This is a genomic window from Streptomyces sp. NPDC005805 (assembly GCF_040630445.1).
Taxonomy (GTDB): Bacteria; Actinomycetota; Actinomycetes; order Streptomycetales; family Streptomycetaceae; genus Streptomyces.
This window is the reverse complement of record NZ_JBEXXN010000030.1, coordinates 1-19379: the sequence shown is the minus strand read 5'-3', so window position 1 is coordinate 19379 and position 19379 is coordinate 1. Positions and strand designations below refer to the sequence as shown.

General features: G+C 76.2%; 13 protein-coding genes and 1 pseudogene. 9 read left to right on the top strand and 5 right to left on the bottom strand.

All coding sequences use genetic code 11. The features are described 5' to 3' along the window. Positions 1-391: 391 nt before the first annotated feature. From ABZ457_RS18150 to ABZ457_RS18125, 6 genes are all read left to right on the top strand, one after another. Entirely contained in the window at positions 392-3655 is a 3264-nt protein-coding gene (locus tag ABZ457_RS18150; protein ID WP_359158572.1) for an amino acid adenylation domain-containing protein, read from the top strand. Continuing rightward, a complete protein-coding gene (locus ABZ457_RS18145; protein ID WP_359158571.1) occupies positions 3652-5889 on the top strand; it encodes a non-ribosomal peptide synthetase in 2238 nt (745 codons plus the stop codon). Before ABZ457_RS18150 ends, ABZ457_RS18145 begins: the two co-directional genes overlap by 4 nt. A gap of 1 nt (position 5890) precedes the next feature. Then, positions 5891-7756, top strand: coding sequence for a non-ribosomal peptide synthetase (locus ABZ457_RS18140; protein WP_359158570.1), 1866 nt, complete (start codon positions 5891-5893; stop codon positions 7754-7756). After that, positions 7746-10604, top strand: coding sequence for a condensation domain-containing protein (locus tag ABZ457_RS18135; protein ID WP_359158569.1), 2859 nt, complete (start codon positions 7746-7748; stop codon positions 10602-10604). The genes ABZ457_RS18140 and ABZ457_RS18135 overlap by 11 nt, the downstream gene beginning before the upstream one ends. Positions 10605-10758: 154 nt before the next feature. After that, the gene (locus ABZ457_RS18130; RefSeq protein ID WP_359158568.1) at positions 10759-10959 is read left to right on the top strand and encodes a cold shock domain-containing protein; all 201 of its coding nucleotides are present in this window, start codon (positions 10759-10761) and stop codon (positions 10957-10959) included. 206 nt (positions 10960-11165) lie between these two features. Further along, positions 11166-13106 (top strand): glycoside hydrolase family 15 protein, encoded by a 1941-nt coding sequence (locus ABZ457_RS18125; RefSeq protein WP_359158567.1) that lies wholly within the window; start codon positions 11166-11168, stop codon positions 13104-13106. Positions 13107-13138: 32 nt separating this feature from the next. On the opposite strand, the gene ABZ457_RS18120 is transcribed toward ABZ457_RS18125, so the two are convergent. The 3 genes from ABZ457_RS18120 to ABZ457_RS18110 form a co-directional block, all read right to left on the bottom strand. Continuing rightward, positions 13139-13435 (bottom strand): YkvA family protein, encoded by a 297-nt coding sequence (locus tag ABZ457_RS18120; RefSeq protein ID WP_359158566.1) that lies wholly within the window; start codon positions 13433-13435, stop codon positions 13139-13141. Between the two features lie 49 nt (positions 13436-13484). Beyond that, positions 13485-14636 (bottom strand): AI-2E family transporter, encoded by a 1152-nt coding sequence (locus ABZ457_RS18115; protein WP_359158565.1) that lies wholly within the window; start codon positions 14634-14636, stop codon positions 13485-13487. A gap of 179 nt (positions 14637-14815) precedes the next feature. Further along, positions 14816-15544 carry a ribonuclease H gene (locus ABZ457_RS18110; protein ID WP_359158564.1) on the bottom strand — a complete coding sequence of 243 codons (729 nt, stop codon included), beginning with the start codon at positions 15542-15544 and terminating at the stop codon, positions 14816-14818. A gap of 303 nt (positions 15545-15847) precedes the next feature. Here ABZ457_RS18110 and ABZ457_RS18105 point away from each other — a divergent pair, with 303 nt between their 5' ends. Then, a complete protein-coding gene (locus ABZ457_RS18105; protein WP_359158563.1) occupies positions 15848-16606 on the top strand; it encodes a lysophospholipid acyltransferase family protein in 759 nt (252 codons plus the stop codon). Positions 16607-16616: 10 nt separating this feature from the next. On the opposite strand, the gene ABZ457_RS18100 is transcribed toward ABZ457_RS18105, so the two are convergent. Further along, positions 16617-17150: a hypothetical protein gene (locus ABZ457_RS18100; RefSeq protein WP_359158562.1), complete on the bottom strand. Its 534-nt coding sequence runs from the start codon at positions 17148-17150 to the stop codon at positions 16617-16619. 93 nt (positions 17151-17243) lie between these two features. Further along, positions 17244-17393, bottom strand: coding sequence for a hypothetical protein (locus ABZ457_RS18095; RefSeq protein WP_359158561.1), 150 nt, complete (start codon positions 17391-17393; stop codon positions 17244-17246). 235 nt (positions 17394-17628) lie between these two features. Between ABZ457_RS18095 and ABZ457_RS18090 the strand changes: the two genes are divergently transcribed. Continuing rightward, the gene (locus ABZ457_RS18090) at positions 17629-18519 is read left to right on the top strand and encodes a serine protease (protein WP_359158560.1); all 891 of its coding nucleotides are present in this window, start codon (positions 17629-17631) and stop codon (positions 18517-18519) included. 243 nt (positions 18520-18762) lie between these two features. Next, a pseudogene (locus ABZ457_RS18085) lies at positions 18763-19379 on the top strand (hypothetical protein); the annotation flags it as partial.

The following is a 19379-nucleotide window of genomic DNA, read 5'->3' as shown; positions in this document are numbered from 1 at the left end:
CGCCCTACGAGCGGCCGCAGCGCAGGTGCCCGGATGACATATGTCCGCACCACGTGTGCCCGGACCACACAGGTCCCGGCCACACAGGTCCGCGTCACACAGGCCCCGGCCACACACGGCCCCGCCACACGGGCCGCGGCCACACAGCGCCCCACCACACGTCCCCGGACCACATGGGCCCAGACCACACAGCCCCGCGCCCCACAGCCCGCCCCGTGTCACCCGCTCGCCCCCGGACCACCGTCCGCCCCCCTCAGACCACGTCCCCGGCCGACCGGCCGGGGTGCCCGCCGGGCGGGACCGCGCGACCCGCGGATCCGCCCCGGCCCGTCCGGCCGCGACCGTGCCCGGACACCACCCAGACCGACCCGACAACCCCCAGGGATCGCCCATGCTTCCGCTCTCCTCCTCGCAGGAGATCGTCTGGCTGCACGAGCAGGTACAGCCCGGCAGCCGCGCCTACAACTTCACCGCCTCGCTCGACCTGTGGGGCTCACTCGACGCCGAGGCGCTGCGCCGCGGTCTCGCCGCCACCCTCGACCGGCACCCCGGGCTGCGCCTCGAACTGGTCCCCGTGCCGGGCGGGATGCCCGGCCAGCGCGTCGCCGACGCCTGCGCCCCGCGTCTGCGCACGGTGGACCTGAGCGGCGAGGCCGACCCCGAGGCCGCCTTCCGCGATCTGCTGCGCACCGAGGCGGAGACCCCTCTCGACACCGAGGAGGCGCCGCTGCTGCGCTGGACCCTCGTGCGGCTCGCGGCGGACCGGCACCGGCTGATCCATGTCGAGCACCATCTGATCCACGACGGGCACTCCTTCGCGATCCTGCTCAAGGACGTGTTCTCGGTCTACCGCGCCCATGTCCTGGGCGAGCCCGTCACGCTGCCTCCCGCCTCCTCGTACGCCGACCATGTGCGTACCCAGGCGGCGGCCCGCGAGGAGCGGCGGGAGCGCGCCGCGGCCGGGGAAGCGGACGGAAGCGCGGACGAGAGCCTGGCGTTCTGGAAGGCCGAACTGGCGGACGTCCCCCGCGATCTGCCGCTGCCCGGACTGGCCAGGCCGGGCGCCGCGCGCCGGCACCACGGCGGGCAGTTGCGCCAGTCGATCGGCGCCGACCTCGCGGAGCGGCTGCGCGCGCACTCCCGCGAACGGGGACTCACCCCGTTCGCCGTTCTGCTGGGGCTCTTCGCGGAGTTGCTGCGCCGGCACAGCGGGCGGTCCCGGATGGTCGTGGGCACGGCGGTCGGCAACCGGCCGCGGGGCTTCGAGGACGCCGTCGGGATGTTCGTGAACACCATCCCGCTGGCGCTCGACCTGGACCCGGCGGCCCCGGCGGAGGAGGCGACCGAGGAGGTCACCGACACCCTGATCCGGGCGCTGCCGCACCAGGAGACGCCCGTCCAGGAGCTGACCCGGGCCCTCGGACTGCACACCTCGGGCGCGGACAACCCGCTCTTCGCCGTCATGTTCAGCGCGCATGACGCCGTGCTGCCGGAGATCGACGTGCCGGGTCTGGACGTCACCCTGTTCGAGGGCTTCAACACCGGCACCACCCGTTTCGACCTCGATGTGGTGCTGCTGCCCGACGACCGGCGGGGTGTGAGTGTCCGGCACGGGGCCGCCGGGATGACCCTCGTCTGGGACTACGACGCCGACCGGTTCGGCGAGCCGGTGGCCACCCTGCTGGCGGAACGTCTCGTCGGCCTGCTCCGCGCCTATCTGGACGCGCCCGCCACGCCCCTCGCGAGCCTCGCGCCGCCACCCGCTCTCCCGGCCCCCGGCGCCACCGCCACCACCCCGGACGCCGGGCCCGCGACGGACGGTGCCGGACGGGATCTGCTGGACCCGGTCGCCGCGCACGACCCCGACCGGCCCGCGCTGCTGATCGGCGCCCGGCGCGTCACCTACGGCGACCTGGACGCCCGGGTCGCCGGGCTCGCCGAGCGGCTGCGCGCGGCCGGGGTGACGGCCGGGCAGCCGGTCGCCTGTGTGCTGCCGCGCGGCGCCGAGTCCGTGGTCGCACTGCTCGCCTGCCTGCGCACCGGGGCGGTGTACTGCCCGCTCTCGCCGTCCGATCCGCCGGCCCGGCTGGAGCTGCTGCTCACCCGCCTCTCCCCCGCGCTCGTCCTCACCGCGCCCGGCATCGAGGTGCCCGTCCCGGAGGGCCTGCCCACCGCCGATGTCGACGCGCCGCGTCTGCCGGCCGCCCGCCGGGCCGGGGAAGTCCCCGGGGCGGTGTACGTCATCCACACCTCCGGCTCCACCGGTACGCCCAAGCCCGTCGCGGTCGGCCGGACCGCGCTGGAGAACCATCTGACCGGCGCCGCCGCGCGGTTCGGCCTGGTCCCGGGCGACCGGGTGCTGCTGTTCGCCCAGCCGTCCTTCGACGTGGCCCTGGAGGAAGTCCTTCCGTCGCTGCACGCCGGTGCCTGCCTGGTGGTCCCGGACACCGATGTGCCGACCGGCACGGAGCTGGCCGGGCTGCTCGCCTCGGCGCGGATCACCGTCGCCAATCTGCCGACCAGCTACTTCCTGGCGGTCCGTGCGGACCTGGTGCCCGCGCTCCGCGAGGGCCGCTGGGCGCCCCGGCTGCTGGCCCTGGGCGGTGAGCGGCTGCCGGCGGACGTGATGCGGTCCTTCCGCGCGGAGACGGACGCGCGGCTGCTCAACGTCTACGGCGTCACCGAGGCGGCGGTCAGCAGCACGGTCCACGAGATCACCGCGGAGAGTCTGCGGCACGCGGCGGAGGTGCCGCTCGGCACCGAGCTGCCCGGGGAGCGCGTCCATGTCCTGGACGCGGGCCTGCGGCTCCTGCCGGACGGGGCGGTGGGCGAACTGGCCGTCGCGGGGGCGGGTCTGGCGGAGGGCTACCACGGCCACCCGGAGACGACGGCGGCACGGTTCGTCGCCCTCGACGCCCTCGGCGGGGAGCGCGTCTACCTCACCGGCGACCTGGGCTACCGGGGTCTCGACGGGGAGCTGTACTTCCTCGGCCGCCGCGACCACCAGGTGAAGCTGCGCGGCCACCGCATCGAGCTGGAGGAGGTGGAGGCGGCCGCCTCCGCCGCGCTCGGCGGCCGGTCCTGCGCGGTGGTGCTGGACCGGGAGTCCCCGGGCGGTCCGCGTCTGGTGGGCTTCCTTGAGGCCGGTGACGGCGGCGCGGAGTGGGACGAGCGGGCGCTGCACGCGGAGTTGAGCCGCCGGCTGCCGGCCGCGCTCGTCCCGGCGCAGTGGGCGCGGCTGGCCGCCATGCCGACGCTGTCGGGCGGCAAGCCGGACCGGGCGGCCCTCACCCGGGCGGCCGCCGGTCTGGAGCCCGCCCCGGAGAAGGAGGCGGACGGCTCCGGCACGGAGGCGGACGGCTCGGGCACGGAGGCGCGCGGCGACGCGAGGGCGGCGGCGGACCCGATGACGGCGCTGCTCGCCGAGGGCTGGCGCACGGTCCTGGGCCACGACCGCTTCGACACCGCCTCGCACTTCTTCCACGCCGGCGGGCACTCGCTGCTGGCCGCGCAGCTGGCCGCCTGGCTGGAGCCGCACCTCGGCCACCGGCCGCCGCTGCGGGTCCTGTTCCAGCACCCGGTCCTCGCCGAACAGGCGGGCGCCCTCGCGGCCGCCGCCCCCGCCGCCCCGACCACTTCGACGGAGTCCCGATGAACGACACCACCGCACCGACGTCCGGCGCCCCCGCCGTGGCCCACGGGCCCGCGGGTGGCGCGGCGCAGGCCGTCCTCGCCCGCTTCGAGGAGTGGGCGCGCACCTCTCCGCACGCCCCGGCCGTCACCGACGGCGCGCACGACTGGACGTACGAGGAGATATCCGCGGCGGCCGACGAGGCCGCGGCCGTCCTGCGCGGACGGGTGCGTCCCGGGGACCTGGTGGGCGTCTGCCTCGACCGGTCCGCGGCCCTCGTCGTCGCCGCCGTCGCCCTCGCCCGGCTGGGCGCGGTGTATCTGCCGCTCGGTCCCCGGCCCGGCGCGCGCCGCACCGAGGCGGTCGCCGAGGACCTCGACGTCGTCTGCCTCATCGGCGACCCGGGGGTGCTGCCGCCGGCGCACCGGGACGGCGAGCAGGTGAAGCTGCCGCTGCCGGACCGGGGCGCGAACGCGGTGGCCACGGTCGTCGCGGCGTTCGCCGAGGAGCGTGCGGCGGGGGCGCGCCGTGCGCCGGCGGGGGCGTTCTACGCCGTGCTGACCTCCGGCTCGACGGGCCGGCCGAAGGCCGTGGCGGTCGGTGAGCGGTCCCTCGCGGGGCTGCTGGACTGGTACCGGGACGAGACCGGGCTGGCCCCGGGCGACCGCCAGTCGTTGCTGATCGGGGTGGCCTTCGATCCGCATGTGATGGAGCTGTGGGCCGGGCTGACCTCCGGCGCGGCCCTGGTGCCCGCGCCGGACGAGGTGCGCTGGGACCCGGCGGTCCTCGCGGAGTGGTGGCGGGACGCGGCCGTGACCGTGTCCGTCGCGGCCACGCCGATGGCGGAACCGCTGCTGGAGGGGCCCTGGCCCGCGGATCTGGTGCTGCGTCACCTGGTCGTCGGGGGCGACCGGATGCGGCGCCACCCCGGCGCGGACGTGACCGCGACCGTGCACAACGCGTACGGGCCGGCCGAGGCGACGGTGGTGACCACCGTGCACACGATACGGCCGGGCGAGCGGCCCGCGGACCTGTCGTCCGCGCCGCCGATCGGCCGCCCGGTCCCGGGCGCGACCGTCGCCGTGACCGGCCCGGACGGTCGGCCCGTGGCGGTCGGCGAGGAGGGCGAACTGCGCATCGGCGGCGCGCTCCTGGCGCTGGGTTACGTGGACCCCGAGCTGACGGCCCGCCGCTTCACGGGCCCGCCGGTACGGGAGGACGCCGCCGCGCCGGGCGCGTCGGCACCGGCGGGTGACGCCGCGCACGACGGGGCGCGGGCCGCCGAGGGCGCGCCAGGTCCGGGCGCGGCCGAGGGCGCGGCCTCCGGGCTCGCCCGGGTGCCGGGCGCCGCTGACCCGCAGGGCGGGGCGCAGGCCGCCGCCGCGGACCCGGGCACGGGCGCACCGTCCGGGCTCGCCGCCGTGCCGGGCGCGGGAGCGCCGGCGGGTGCCCCGGAGGCCACCGCAGATGGACGCGCCGGCGCCGTCGGGTCCCCCGCGACCCCCGGCGCGCACGGCGGTGCCCGCCCGGCGGGCGCCACCGGCGCGCCCGTCGAGGCACCCCCCGCACCCCCCGTGTCCGCCGTCCCCGGCGTGGACCGCCTCTACCGCACCGGTGACCGGGTGCGGATGGACGCCGACGGGGTGCTGGAGTTCCTCGGGCGGCTGGACGACCAGGTGAAGGTCGGCGGGGTGCGGATCGAACCGGCCGAGGTGGAGGCCGCGTTCGAGCAGGACCCGGGGGTCGGGGGCGCCGTCGTCACCGCGTCCCGCACCCCCGAGGGGCGTACCCGGCTGGTCGCCCATGTCCGGCCCGCGCCGGGCGCGCGGCCCGTCGGGGACGCGCTGCTCGCCGCCGTGCGGGCGTGGCTGCCGGAGCAGGCGGTGCCCGCCGCCGTGCGGATCGTGGACGCGTTCCCGCTGGACGCCAACGGGAAGGTCGACCGGGCCGAGCTGGCCCGGCAGCCGGACCGGCCCGCCGAGCCAGGCGCGGAGCCCACGGCCGGGGCCACCTTCGGCGAGCGGCTGGTGCTCACCGCCGTGCGCGGTGAACTCGGTCTGCCGGATGCCGGTCTGGACGACGACTTCACCTCGGCGGGCGGCACCTCGCTGGCCGCCGCCCGGCTGCTGGCCGTGATCCGGCGGGAGGCCGGGGTGCGGCTGCGCGCCCCCGAACTGCTGCGACAGCCGGATCTGCGCGCCGTCGCCGCCCTCGTCGACGCACGCCGTACCACCGACCGCCGAACGGAAGGGACCTGAGATGACCGTCCTCGACCCGCATCCCGCACCCGCCCGCCCGGCGTTCGCGCCCGCCTTCGGGCCGGACGGGGACACTCCGCCGCGTACGCTGCCCGCCCTGGTGGCCCGGCACGCCGCGCGCACCCCGCACGCCCTGGCCGTCGTCGACGGGGACACCACCCTCACCTACGCCGAACTGGTCTCCGCCGCGAGCGCCCTCGCGGGTCATCTGCGGGAGCGCGGTGTCGCCCCCGGGGACCCGGTCGGGCTGCTGATGCCCCGCTGCTCGGGGGCGGTCGTCGCGCAGCTCGCCCTGTGGTGGGCGGGCGCGGTGTGCGTGCCCCTGGACCCGGCGCATCCGCGGCCGCGGACCGAGGCGATGGCCGCCGACGCGGGCGTCGGACTCACCGTCGGCGACGCCAAGCTGCTGGAGTCGGCCGGTCTGGACGGCCCGACGCTGTCCCTGCCCCGGCACGAGCCGCTCGCCGGGGTGGAGACGCCCGCCGCCGAACTGGCCCCGGACGCGACCGCGTTCGTGATGTTCACCTCCGGGTCCACGGGCCGCCCGAAGGGCGTGGCCGTGCCGCACCGGGCGATCGCGGAGCTGCTCACGGACCCGGAGTACGTCACCGTGACCGCCCGGGACCGGGTGCTGTTCCACTCCCCCGCGACCTTCGACGCCTCGACCTTCGAGGTGTGGGGCGCGCTGGCCAACGGGGCGGCCGTGGTGGTGTGCACGGTGGAGCGGCCCTCGTTCGAGGATCTGGCCCAGCATGTGGAACGGCACGGTGTGACCGTCGCCTTCTTCACCACGGCCCTGTTCCACCAGCTCGCGGCGCGCCGTTCGCGGGTGTTCTCGGTGCTGCGGAGTGTCGTCGTGGGCGGGGAGGCGCTGGCGGCGCAGCCCGCGCGGGAGGTGCTGCGGGCGTTCCCCTGGCTGGAGCTGGTCAACGGCTACGGGCCGACGGAGGCGACGACCTTCGCCACCGCGCACCGGGTGACCGACGCGGACTGCGACGGCCAGGTGCCGATCGGCCGTCCGATCGCGGGCGCGGTGCCGTATGTCCTGGACGCCGGGGGGCGGCCCGTGCCGGACGGGGAGCGCGGTGAGTTGTGGATCGGCGGGAGCCGGCTGGCGCACGGGTACGTGGGCCGTCCGGAGCTGACCGCCGAGCGGTTCGCCGACCGGCCGGGCGCGGGGCGGCTGTACCGCACGGGTGATGTGGTGTCCCTCGGCGAGGGCGGGCTGCTGCACTTCCACGGCCGCACCGACGACCAGGTGAAGGTGCGGGGCCACCGCATCGAGCCGGGTGAGGTGGAGCACGCGCTGCGCGGACTGGACGGGGTGGACGACGCGGCGGTGACCGTGCACCGGCCCGGTCCGGGGGATGTGCGCCTGGTGGGGTACGTGGTCGCCGCGCCCGGTCCGGTGCCGCGCGGCTCGGCGCTGCGGGAGCGGCTGGCGCTCACGCTGCCGGCGCATCTGGTGCCGGACGAGCTGACGGTGGTGGAGCGGCTGCCGCTCACCACCTCGGGGAAGGTGGACCGCCGCCGGCTGGGTGAACTGCTGCCGGGCGGCGACGGGGACGGCGTCCCGGCGGAGCCGCTGACGCCGCTCCAGCAGGCGGTGGCCGAGGTGTGGGGGCGGGCGCTCGGCTCCGAGGTGACCCGCGCGGACGCCGACTTCCTCGCCCTGGGCGGGCATTCGCTGCTGGCGCTGGTGGTCACCGACGACCTGCGCGAGGAGCTGGGCGTGGAGGTGGCCCTCGCCGACTTCTTCGCCGAACCGACCGTGGCCGCCCACGCCGCCCTGGTCGAACGCGTCCTGCTCGCCGCGCACACCGATCTGCACCCCGAGACCACGGAGGCGACGACCGATGGCCGCTGACACCACCCCTTCGGCCCAGGCCCTCCAGGAGGAGCTGCTGCGCCGGGCCCGCGCCCGTGCCTCGGGCCGCCCGGGGCCCGGGACGCCCGCACGCCGGGAGAGCGCGGAGAACGGAAGGGCTCCGCTGTCCCGGGCCCAGCGCCGGATGTGGCTGCTGGACCGGCTCGGCGGGGCGGGCGACTCCTACAGCGTCCCGTTCGCGACCCGGGTCCGGGGCGAGCTGGACCCGGAGGCGCTGGGCACGGCGCTGGGCACGCTGGTCGAACGGCACGGGGCGCTGCGGACCCGGTTCGGGCAGGAGGACGGGGAGCCGTTCCAGGAGACCCTGCCGGCGCCGGGGCGCATCGCGCCGGTGGTCACCGCCTGCGATGCGCAGGAGGCTCCGGGGCTGCTGGCCGAGGAGGCGGGGCGGCCGTTCGACCTGGCGGCGGGGGCGCTGCCCCGGCTGCTGGTGCTGCGGCACGGCGAGCGCGACCACACGGTGCTGGTGACCTTCCATCACATCACCATCGACGGCGGTTCCCTGGAGACGGTGGCGGCGGAGCTGGCCGCCCTGTACGCGGCGGCCGCCGGCGGGGGTGACGCGGGGCTGCCGGCGGGGCCGCCGCAGTACGCGGACCACGCGCGGCGGGAGGACTCCGGCCTGGGCGGTTTCGAGGAGGGGCTGCGCCACTGGGCGGACCGGCTGGCCGGTGCGGCGCCGGTGCCGCTGCCGCGTCCGGCCGGGGCGGCGTCGGAGGGGAATGTGACCCTCACCCGTTCGCTGCCGCCGGAACTGCCCGCCGCTCTGCGGGAGCTGGGCACCCGGCACCGCTGCACCCCGTTCACGGTCGCGCTGGCGGCCGCGTTCGCCTCGCTGCACCGGCTGACCGGCGCCGACGACCTGGTGATCGGGGTGGCGGGCACGCACCGCCGGGGCAGCGGGATGCGCGGGCTGGTCGGACTGTGCGTCAACACCCTGCCCGTGCGGGTGGACCTGTCGGGTGATCCGGCGTTCGGCACCCTGCTGGACCGGGTCCGGGACGCCCAGCTCACCGCCCAGGAGCACGGCGAGGTCCCGTTCGACCTGGTGCTGGAGCGGCTGGGGGCGGCCGCCCGGGGCGCGGACGGGACGGCGCTGGTCAGGGTGACGGCCGATGTCCTCGGCGAGCCGACCGCCCTGCGGCTGCCGGGCACCACCGGGGAGTACGTGGACGTCCCGGCGGGCGCGGCCAAGTTCGACCTGTCGTTCGGTCTGCTGGACACCGCCCGGCCCGCCGCGCTGGTGCAGCACGCGGGTTCGGCGCTGGACGAGGAGACGGGCACCGCCCTGGCCGAGTCGCACGCCGCGCTGCTGGCGGCGGTGGCCGCCGATCCCTCGCTGCCGCTGTCCCGGCTGCCGGCCGCGACGCCTTCGGGCGGCCGGGAGGTTCACCCGGCGGAGGCGGCGCTGCGGTCGCACCCGGGGCTCGCGGACGCCGCCGTGGTCGCGCCGGAGGGCGGGCCGCTGCTGGGGTACGCGGTGCCGCGGGGCGTGTCCGGTCCGCCGCCCGCCGAGCTGCGGTCCTTCCTGCGCGGCCGGGTGCCGGCCGCGCAGGTGCCCGCCGCGGTGATGCTGCTGGACGCGCTGCCGCGTACGGAGGACGGCTCCGCCGTGGTGTCCGCGCTGCCGGGCCTGCCGGCCGCGCCGGCTCCCGAGGGGCCGAGGGCCGAGGCGGTGACCGGGGGCTTCCGTGAGCTGCTGGGCCGTACGCCGGGCCCGGACGACGACTTCTTCGCGCTCGGGGGCCACTCGCTGGTCGCGGTGCAGCTGGCCGAGCGGCTGCGGGCGGCGGTGCGGCTGCCGCTGACCGGTCTGGACGTCCTCCAGGCGCGCACGCCTCGGGCGATCACCGCGCTGCTGGACGCCCGAGAGGCGGAGCGGGCGGCGGCGAAGGCGGCCTCCGGGACGGGCCGGGCGCGGCGCTCCCGTGAGGGCACGGTGCTGGTCACCGGCGCGACCGGCGGGGTGGGCGCGTTCGTGGTGCGTGAGCTGGTGGCGCGGGGCCGCCCGGTGCTGGCGCTGGCCCGCCCGGAGTCGGCGCATCTGGCCGGCGGGGAGGGCGTGGACGTCGTGGAGGGCGATCTCGCCGACCTCGACGGCCTGCGGGCGGCGGTCCGGGACGCGGACGCGGTCGTCCACGCGGCGTGCACGTTCACCCGTCACGAGGTGGACCGGGCGGCGATGGAGGCCATGGCCGGGGCGTGGCGGCGGGGGCCGTTCGTCTTCGTCAGCAGCACGGACGCGTACGGGCGTCCACAGGGCGCGGAGGTCGCCGAGGAGGACCCGTCGGTGGAGCCGCTGAGCCCGTACGGGCGGGCGAAGCGGGAGTGCGAGGCGATGGTGCTGCGCGCGGCGGGCACCGGCGGGCGGGGCGGGGCGAGCGCGGTCCGCTCACCGCTGGTGTGGGGCGGCCACGACCGGTTCCGGGAGCAGTTGCGCTGGGGGGCGACCGGGTCGCTGTACCAGGCGGCCGCGGAGGGGAGGCCGGTGGCGGTGCCGCGCGCGGGTGCGGGCGGCCGGCCCTGGTACGGGGCGCCGTGGGTGCACGCGGCGGCCCTGGCCCGGTCCGTGGTGTCCTGCCTGGACGCCCCGGTGCACGGGGTGGCCAACGCGGTCGGCGGGCATGTGTCCTGGCTCGACTTCGCGACCGGGCTGACGGGTCTGCTGGGCGCCGGGGGCGGGGTCGTCGAGACCGACGAGGTGCCCCGGGACCTGGACCATCCGTGGCGCTACCGCGCGGACCGGCTCGCGCCGGAGCTGCGCCCCCGGCCGGGTGAGGACTGGCGCACGGCACTGGCGGCGATGGTGGCGCCCGCGGGCCGCTGAGGTCACCCCCGGGAGCGCCGGGTTCACCCTTAGGGCCGGTGCCACAGGTGTGAGAGCCGGACGAAAAGCGGGTAGACCGTTTGCCGGGCCACGTGGCACCGGCCCGTATCGCATCCCCTGCCGGGCACCCCGGCAAGAACGAAGGAACAGCACCATGGCCAGCGGCACCGTGAAGTGGTTCAACGCCGAGAAGGGCTTCGGCTTCATCGCCCAGGACGGCGGTCCGGACGTCTTCGCGCACTACAGCAACATCTCCGGAAACGGCTACCGCGAGCTGGCCGAGGGGGAGACCGTCACCTTCGACGTGACCCAGGGCCCCAAGGGGCCGCAGGCGGAGAACATCGTCCGCGCCTGAGGGGCGCGCTCACCGGGGCCGTGGGGCCCGGCACACACCGTGCCGGGCCCCACGGCCGTTCCTGTGCCCACGGCCGGCCTGGGCGTACGGCCCCGGTGCCCGGCCCGTGTTGCGGCGTACGGGGGAATCCCGGCGGGGCGCGTTGGCGGGCGGCGCGGCCCCGCACACGATGACCGCGCCGGACCGGTACGAGAGTGGGCGACTTCATGACATCCGACGCGCGCGACGACGACCGCACCCCTCCCCGGGACGGCGGCCGGCCGGACCGGGAGGCGCCGCCGCCGCGCTATCTGCCGATCGCCGAGCACGGCCTGATCGGCGATCTGCGCACCGCCGCCCTCGTCGGCACCGACGGGCGCATCGACTGGTTCTGCGCCCCGCGCTTCGACTCCCCGAGTGTCTTCGGCTCCCTCCTGGACGCGGAGAAGGGCGGCTGCTGGCATCTGGAACCGCTCTGCCGGACCGCGTCCCGCCAGCAGTTCTACTTCCCGGACACCAACATCCTCATCACCCGGATGCTCACCGCGGACGGCATCGTGGAGGTGCAGGACTTCATGCCGGTGCTGCGCCCGCACGACCCGGGGCACCGGCAGCGGCTGGTGCGCCGGGTGGTCGCCGTCCGCGGCCGGATGCGGATGCGGACGGTCGTCGCCCCGCGCATGGACTACGGGCGCGCCCGCCACGAGCTGAGTCTGCGCGAGCACGTCGCCGAGTTCCTGACCGACCGGCTGGTGGTCAGTGTGCACAGCAGCGTCCCGCTGGAGCGGACCGGGGCGGAGGGCGCCGACGCCGGGGCGGAGTTCCTGCTCACGGAGGGCGACAGCGCGCTGTTCGTGCTGGAGACCCGTGAGCCGGGCAGCGACTGCCCGGTGGAGGAGCTGTCCGCGGAGGCCGCCGAGCAGCTCTTCCGGTCCACCGTGTCGTTCTGGCGGAAGTGGCTCGGCCGGTCCTCGTACACCGGCCGGTGGCGCGAGACGGTGCACCGCTCGGCGCTCACCCTGAAGCTGCTGACCCACGAGCCCACCGGCGCGATCGTCGCCGCGCCCACCGTCGGCCTCCCCGAGGAGCTGGGCGGCAGCCGCAACTGGGACTACCGCTACGTCTGGATCCGGGACGCGGCCTTCTCCCTCTACGCGCTGCTGCGCCTCGGGTTCACGGACGAGGCCGCGGCGTTCGTCGGCTGGCTCGCCCGCTGTGTGCGCCGCAGTGACAGCGACGGCGACGGCGACAGCCGCGGGGGCGGCCGGGGCACCGGGCCGCTGCGGGTGCTGTACTCGATCGACGGCCACGCGGACCTCCCCGAGGAGGAGCTGCCCCATCTGGAGGGCTACTGCGGCTCCTCCCCCGTGCGCATCGGCAACAGCGCCGCCGACCAGCTCCAGCTTGATGTCTACGGCGAACTCGTGGACTCCGTCTATCTGTTCAACAAGTACGGCGACGGCATCACCTGGGACACCTGGTCGGATCTGGCGGGCGTGCTGGAGTGGCTGCTCGGCAACTGGGACCGGACGGACGAGTCGATCTGGGAGACCCGTGCCGGGCGCAGGCGCCACACCTACTCGCGGGTGATGTGCTGGGTGGCGGTCGAGCGGATGGTCCGGATGGCGCGCCAGCGGGGCCTGCCGGGCGATCTGGCCCGCTGGACCTCGGTGCGCGACGACATCTACCGGCAGGTGATGACGGAGGGCTGGAACGAGCGGCTCGGCAGCTTTGTGCAGCGCCTCTCGGACGTGCCCGGCGAGCAGCCTCCGGAGATCCTCGACGCCTCGCTGCTGGTGATGCCGATGGTGAAGTTCTGCTCCCCGCAGGAGGAGCGGTTCCGCTCGACGATGCGCGCGATCGGCCGGGGCCTGGTGACCGACTCCCTGGTGTTCCGCTACGACGCGTCGGTCTCCGGGGACGGCCTGGCCGGCATCGAGGGGACCTTCTCCATCTGCTCCTTCTGGTGGGTGGAGGCCCTGACCCGCACCGGGCAGATCGAGGACGCCCGCCTCGCCCTGGAGAAGACGTTCACCTACGCCAACCATGTCGGCCAGTACGCGGAGCAGATCGGTGTCACGGGTGAGCAACTGGGCAACTTCCCGCAGGCGTTCACCCATCTGGCGCTGATCAGCGCGGCGGTCAACCTCGACCGGGCGATGGGCTGAGGCGGGTCGCCGGGCCGGGGCAGCCCGCCCGGTCAGGGCGGGGTGCCCCGGCCGGTCCGGTCCGCGGACGCGGCCGCGGAGTGGAGGGCGCGCAGGGCGAGCAGCAGGACGCCGATGTCGTCCAGGTAGACCGGGTCCGGGATCAGGTCGACCGGCGAGATCGTGTAGACGACGGCGGCCCAGAACAGGGCCTTGGACTGCAGTGGGACGCCCGCGTCGAGGAGCAGCCTGCGGGCGCGGAAGACGCGGACGAGGAGGACGGCCGCGTAGACCGCCGCCAGGAGGGCGAGCAGGGCGGCGGCCACGAGGAGCCAGGGCACATGGTCCATGCCGTTCCTGTACCCCGTCCCCGGCGGCGGATCGCCCGCAGGGGGCCGGTTACGCGGGGACGGCGGCACCCGGGCCCGGTGCGGGGTCCGGCTCGGGGCCGGGTTCGCCGTCCGGGTCGGCGGCCGGCTCCGGGGCCGGCGGGTCGCTGAGCTGCTCGCGGGTGTAGTTCCAGGCGACCGCGATCAGGGCGGCGACGGGCACCGCGAGGAGGCTGCCGACCACTCCGGCGAGGCTGCCGCCCAGGGTGACGGCGAGCAGGACCACGGCCGCGTGGAGACCGAGGCCGCGGCTCTGGATCATCGGCTGGAAGACGCTCCCCTCCAGTTGCTGGACCACGATGATGACGGCCAGCACGATCAGCGCGTCCGTGAGCCCGTTCGACACCAGGGCGATGAGCACGGCCACGAAGCCGGCGAACAGGGCGCCGACGATGGGCACGAACGCGGAGACGAAGGTCAGCACGGCGAGCGGCAGCACCAGGGGGACGTCCAGGATCCAGAGGCCGAGGCCGATGAAGACGGCGTCGAGGAGTCCGACGAAGGCCTGGGAGCGGACGAACGAGCCGAGGGTCTCCCAGCCGCGTTCCGCGACGGCCGGTACGTGGACGGCCGTCCGGCCCGGGAGCTGGCGGGTCAGCCAGGGCAGGAACCGGGGCCCGTCCTTGAGGAAGAAGAACATCAGGAAGAGGGCGAGGACGGCGGTGACGACCCCGTTGACCACGGTGCCGACGCCGGTGACGACGGCGGTGACCATGCTGCCGAGGCTGTCCTGGATGCGGGCGGTCGCGGAGTCGAAGGCGCCGGAGATCTGGTCCTCGCCGATGTTCAGCGGCGGGCCCGCCGCCCAGTCCCGCAGCCGCTGCACGCCCTCGGCGACGCCGTCGGCCAGCTCACCGGACTGGGAGGCGACGGGCACGGCGATGATCGCCACGATCCCGCTGACGAGGAGCAGGAAGCCCACGGTGACCACGGTCGCGGCCAGGGCGGGACGCCAGCCGTGGCGGCGCAGGAAGCGGGCGGCGGGCCAGGTCAGGGTGGTGAGGAAGAGGCCCACTATGAGCGGCCAGACGACCGGCCACATCCGGCCGAGGACCCACAGGGTCACCCAGGTCATCACGAGGACGGCGAGCAACTGGACGGAGGTGCGCGCCGACGACCGGAGCGCGGCACGGGTCCTGGTGGAGCTGAGCACGGCAGACATGGGGATCACCCTAAAGGCGCGGGCCACAGGCGCTGTCACCTCCTCCCGAGTGCCAACGACCGGGGGGCGCGCAGGTGTCGGCCGTGCAGTGCCGGACGGCCGACCGCGCAGTGCCGGACGGCCGGGCGGCGGCCGGGCCGTTGGCGCGGGCCGGGCGGGCCTTCCCGCCCGGCTCCGGCTCAGCTTCCGGCGGACGCGGTGGCGCAGGCGGGGTGGCCCCAGCCGTCGGTGTTCCTGGTGATGGTCTCGCCCTGCGCGTAGGGGCGGCCGCAGCGGCAGCGGCCGGGGAACTTCGCCTTCACCGAGGCCCGCGAGGAGGTGCCCTTGCCGGAGCGGGCACGCGGTGTCCCGTCGCCGGAGCGGCGGGTGCCGGCCGCGCCACCGGTGCCGCCGCGCGGGGGGCCGGACCGGGTGGGCGCCTCGGGCGGGGGCAGGACGGAGCCCCGGTCGGAGCCGGCCGCCTCCTGGGTCCGGGCGGCGGCACTGGCCGCGGCGTCCGCGGCGGCGTTCAGCGGGTCGCCGTCGACCTGGTGGGCGGGCGTGTAGACGAACCGCACATCGCGTCCGGCGAGGAGGCCGTCGATCGCCACCACCAGGTCGCGGTTGGCGACGGGCGAGCCGGAGGCCGTCTTCCAGCCCTTGCGGCGCCAGCCGGGGAGCCAGGTGGTGACGGCCTTCATCGCGTACTGGGAGTCCATGCGGACCTCCAGCGGTGTGGTCTCCTCGACGGACTCCAGGAGTTCGCGCAGCGCGGTCAGTTCGGCCACGTTGTTGGTCGCGCGGCCCAGCGGGCCCGCCTGCCAGGTCGCGACGCGTCCGTCCGCGCCCGCGACCACCCACGCCCAGGCGGCGGGCCCGGGGTTTCCCTTCGACGCGCCGTCGCAGGCGGCGATCATCCGTTGCACCATGCCCCGATGCTGTCATGTCCGGGGAGGTGCGAGGGCCGCCGGGGCGGCGGGGCCGGTGTGCGCACGGCGCGAGTGCGTGCGGGGAGGAGGGGTCGGGGGGCGGGGTGTGCACCGCGCGGGTGCGTGCGGGTGGGTCCGGGACGCGGGGCGGGTGAGTACGGCGGCGCGGGCCGGGTGAGTCGGGGTGCTCAGGCGGGCGGGGTGCAAACGGGCCGAGGATGGCGGCACTTCACCGACACCGACCTTCACCGACACCGACCGCGGTCACCGGCCGCCGTCGCCGCACGCCGCCAGGAGACGCCCGTGTCCGCCCTCAGCCGCCTCGCCGATGTCCTCGTCCGTGCCTCGGGCGAACTCTCCGTGACCTGGGACGGCGGGCGGGAGGTCGCCCCCGGCAGCATCCTCGCCGCGAACCACACCGCCCTGGCGGACCCGGCCGTGGTCGTCGCCGCGCTGCGGCGGCTCGGTGCCGAGCCGGTGGTGCTGGCGGCCGCGGGGCTGTGGCGGGTGCCGGTGCTCGGTCCCGCGCTGCGGCGCGAGGGGCACATCCCGGTGTACCGGGGCGGCAGCCGGGCCGCCGAGGCGCTCGGCCTGGCCGCGGCCGCGCTGGAGCAGGGCCGGACCGTGCTCCTCTACCCCGAAGGGGGCCTGCCCCGCAGGCGGGACGCCGGGGAGCGGGCCCCGGAGGGCTTCCGCAGCGGTCTCGCCCGCCTCTCGGCGCTCACCGGCGCGCCGGTCGTGCCGGTGGGTCAGGCGGGCGCGCGCCGGCTCACCTCGGGCGGCGCGGGGAAGCAGCTGGCCGGGGCGCTCACCGCGCCCCTGCGGCGGCCCCGGCTCCATGTGCACATCGGCCGCCCGGTGGACCTGTTCCCGGGAGGCCCGTTCCCGGCGGGCGGGGCCGCGCCGGGCGCCCGGGACCTGGGGGCGGCCACGGCACGGGCCCGGGACGCGGTCACGGCGGCGTGGCGCGTCGCGGTTGGCCGCTGCGGCGGCGGGGTGTCGGCTCCGGCGCCCGCGGCGGGTGGTGCGGCACCGGCCGAACGGGCCGGGCAGGTCCAGTGAGGTGGTGCGCTCAGCCGGGGCGGGGGTCCGGGCCGGGGCCGGCGGGCGTGTCCGGGCTGCCGGGGCGGGCGCTGTGGTCGGGGTGCCCGTGCGTGCGCCGGGCCTCTTTCATCCGGGCCTCGTAGAGGTGGTCCCGGCCGTCCGCCAGTTCGGCCAGGGCTGACCGTTCGAGCGTCCGGAACGGCTCGTAGTAGGTGGCGTTGTACTCCTCGACGAGCTGGAAGGTCCAGCGGCCGGGGATCACGTTGCGCCCCAGGATCTCCCGCTGGACCCGGTCGGCCCACCGGTCGTGCCCGGCGGCGCGCAGGAGTTCGACGGCCCGGTCCAGCTCCAGGTCGGCGGTGCCGGTCAGCTGGTGGAACGCGTAGAGGTGGCCGCGGGCCCGCTCGGTGGTCTCCAGCGCCTTGGACAGGGCGCCGAGTGCCTCCACCGTCCGGTCGTCGACGTCCTCGGGGCGCTGGTGGGCACGGTCGGGCCCGTCGTCCTCGCGGCTGTGTTCCCGATGTTCCCGATGCGGTTCCTGGTCTGGTTCCTGGTGCGTCACGCAGTCCACTGTGCCCCGGGGGCGGGCCGCCCTCACCCCCGGCGCACCGGCCGCCCGGGCCCGCCGGTGTGCCGGGAGCCGCGGGCCCGCGTCTCAGCGGCGGCGGCCCCGCAGGCGGTGCAGCAGGCCGCGGGCCTGGGTGCGGCGGCGCGGGTCGGCGGCCGCCCGGCGGGCCGCGTCGATGGTCCGCCGGCCCTGAGGGCTGCGGCTGAACGCCTTGATCCGTGCGATCAGACGGGACATCTCTGTCTCCTCGTGCTCCGGGATTCACTCCCGCGGTGGGCTGTGCCGGTGCGTATACCCCGCTCCCGCCGCCCAACTCGCCTGCCGCCGCGCGGTTCCACCTGCGGGAAGTACCGCCCGGGAATGAACCCCGGAGCCGATTCCGCGGTCTGGCTTGACGGCAGATGCCGGTGCCCGCCCGCCGAACCGGCCGGCGGGCACCGACAACCGATACGAGAAGCGGAGACAACCCCCCATGAAGGTATCCCCGTTCCGGTCCGGAACGGTCCGCGTCGCGGCGCTGGGCACCGTGTCCGCCGTGACCCTCGCCCTCACGGCGACGGCGGTCACGGCCGGCACCGCGCAGGCCGCCCCGAAGGACGACCGGGCCAAGCCCGGTGTCCGCGTCATCGGCGGTAAGGAGCAGGCCACCGGCGCCCATCCGTGGATGGCGGCGCTGCTCACCAAGGGCAAGGAGAACCCGGTCAAGCGCCAGTTCTGCGGCGGCAGCCTGATAGCCGACACCGTGATCCTCACGGCCGCGCACTGCGTGACCGGGGTCAAGGCGAAGGACCTGGAGGTGACGGTCGGCCGCACGGTGCTCTCCAACAAGAAGCAGGGACAGCTCCGCAATGTGCTCAGCATCGTCTCGCACCCGCGGTATCTGAAGGGCAAGGAGGCGTACGACCTCGCCCTGATCGAACTGACCAAGCCCGTCAAGGGCACGGCCGCCGTGAAGCTGCCCACCCAGGGCACGGACGCGCTGCTGCGCCCGGGCGCGAAGGCCACGGTCATCGGCTGGGGCAATGTGAACACGGACGTCCCGCGCTACCCGGACCGGCTGCGCGGGGTGGACGTGCCGCTGCTGTCCCACCCGGAGTGCAGGGCGACCTACCGCGGTTACGACAAGGCCGTCAACATCTGCGCGGGCGTGGAGGGCAAGGACTCCTGCCAGGGCGACAGCGGCGGCCCGCTGTTCCGCAAGGTCTCGGGCCGTACGTACCAGATCGGTGTCGTGTCGTACGGCGAGGGCTGCGCGGAGCAGGGCGCGCCGGGCGTGTATGTGTCGACCAGCTCGGACAAGGTGTGGAAGACGCTCTCCGAGTCCCGTGAGGGCAAGCGCATCAAGCGGCTGCTGGGCCGCTGACACCGGCGCGCGCACCACACACGCACCACGCGCGGATTCGCGCACGCGCCAAGGCCGCGGGCCGTTCCCGGAACCTTCCGGGGGCGGCCCGCGGGCCGTTGGGCCGGCCCTGCCACGGGCGGGTGGCGAAACGGATGACGGATGGGTTGAACGCGACGCGCTCCGCATCCGTATCCAGCAGCGCGCCGGGCCGTCGGCCGGGCGCGGGCGCGCGCCCGACGGGCAGGAGAGTAAGGGATTCCCATGGGACAGGCAGTGCGAAGACGTTCGAGGCGGGGCAGCCGGCTGGCCGCCGCGTCGATCGCCCTCATCCTGGGCGGGGCCGGGCTGGTCGCGGTGAACACCTACGCGGCGGCGGGCGAGGGGCAGGGCCCCTGGCCCGGCGGGGACTCCGCGGCGCAGACGCGCGGCGGTCCGGCCGCGAGCACGATCAAGTGCCCGGAGGCGGCGAACGGACTGCCGGAGGTGCCGGAGGCCGCGCGCCCCGAGGTCGACCGGGAACTGGCCACGCTGGACACCCAGATCACTGAGGCGTACCAGCGTTTCGCCGCGGAGCGGGAGAAGATCGCCCAGGACCCGGAGTTCGCCACCAACGCGATCCTGAACCCGCTGAAGGACAAGCGGGTCGCGGTCCTCGACCGGATCGCCCTCGCCATCGGCCGGGTGAGCGGGGAGCGCCCCGAGGGCCTGGAGGCGATGGCCCCCTGCACCCTGCAGGCCGACGACACCGCTCAGGAGGGCGGTGACAACGGCGGTGGTGACCAGGGCGGTGACAACGGCGACGGCCAGAACGGTGGCGGTGGCGGCTTCGGCGGCCAGGCCGGCAACGGCCCCGTCGCGGGCGACTTCGTCAACATCCA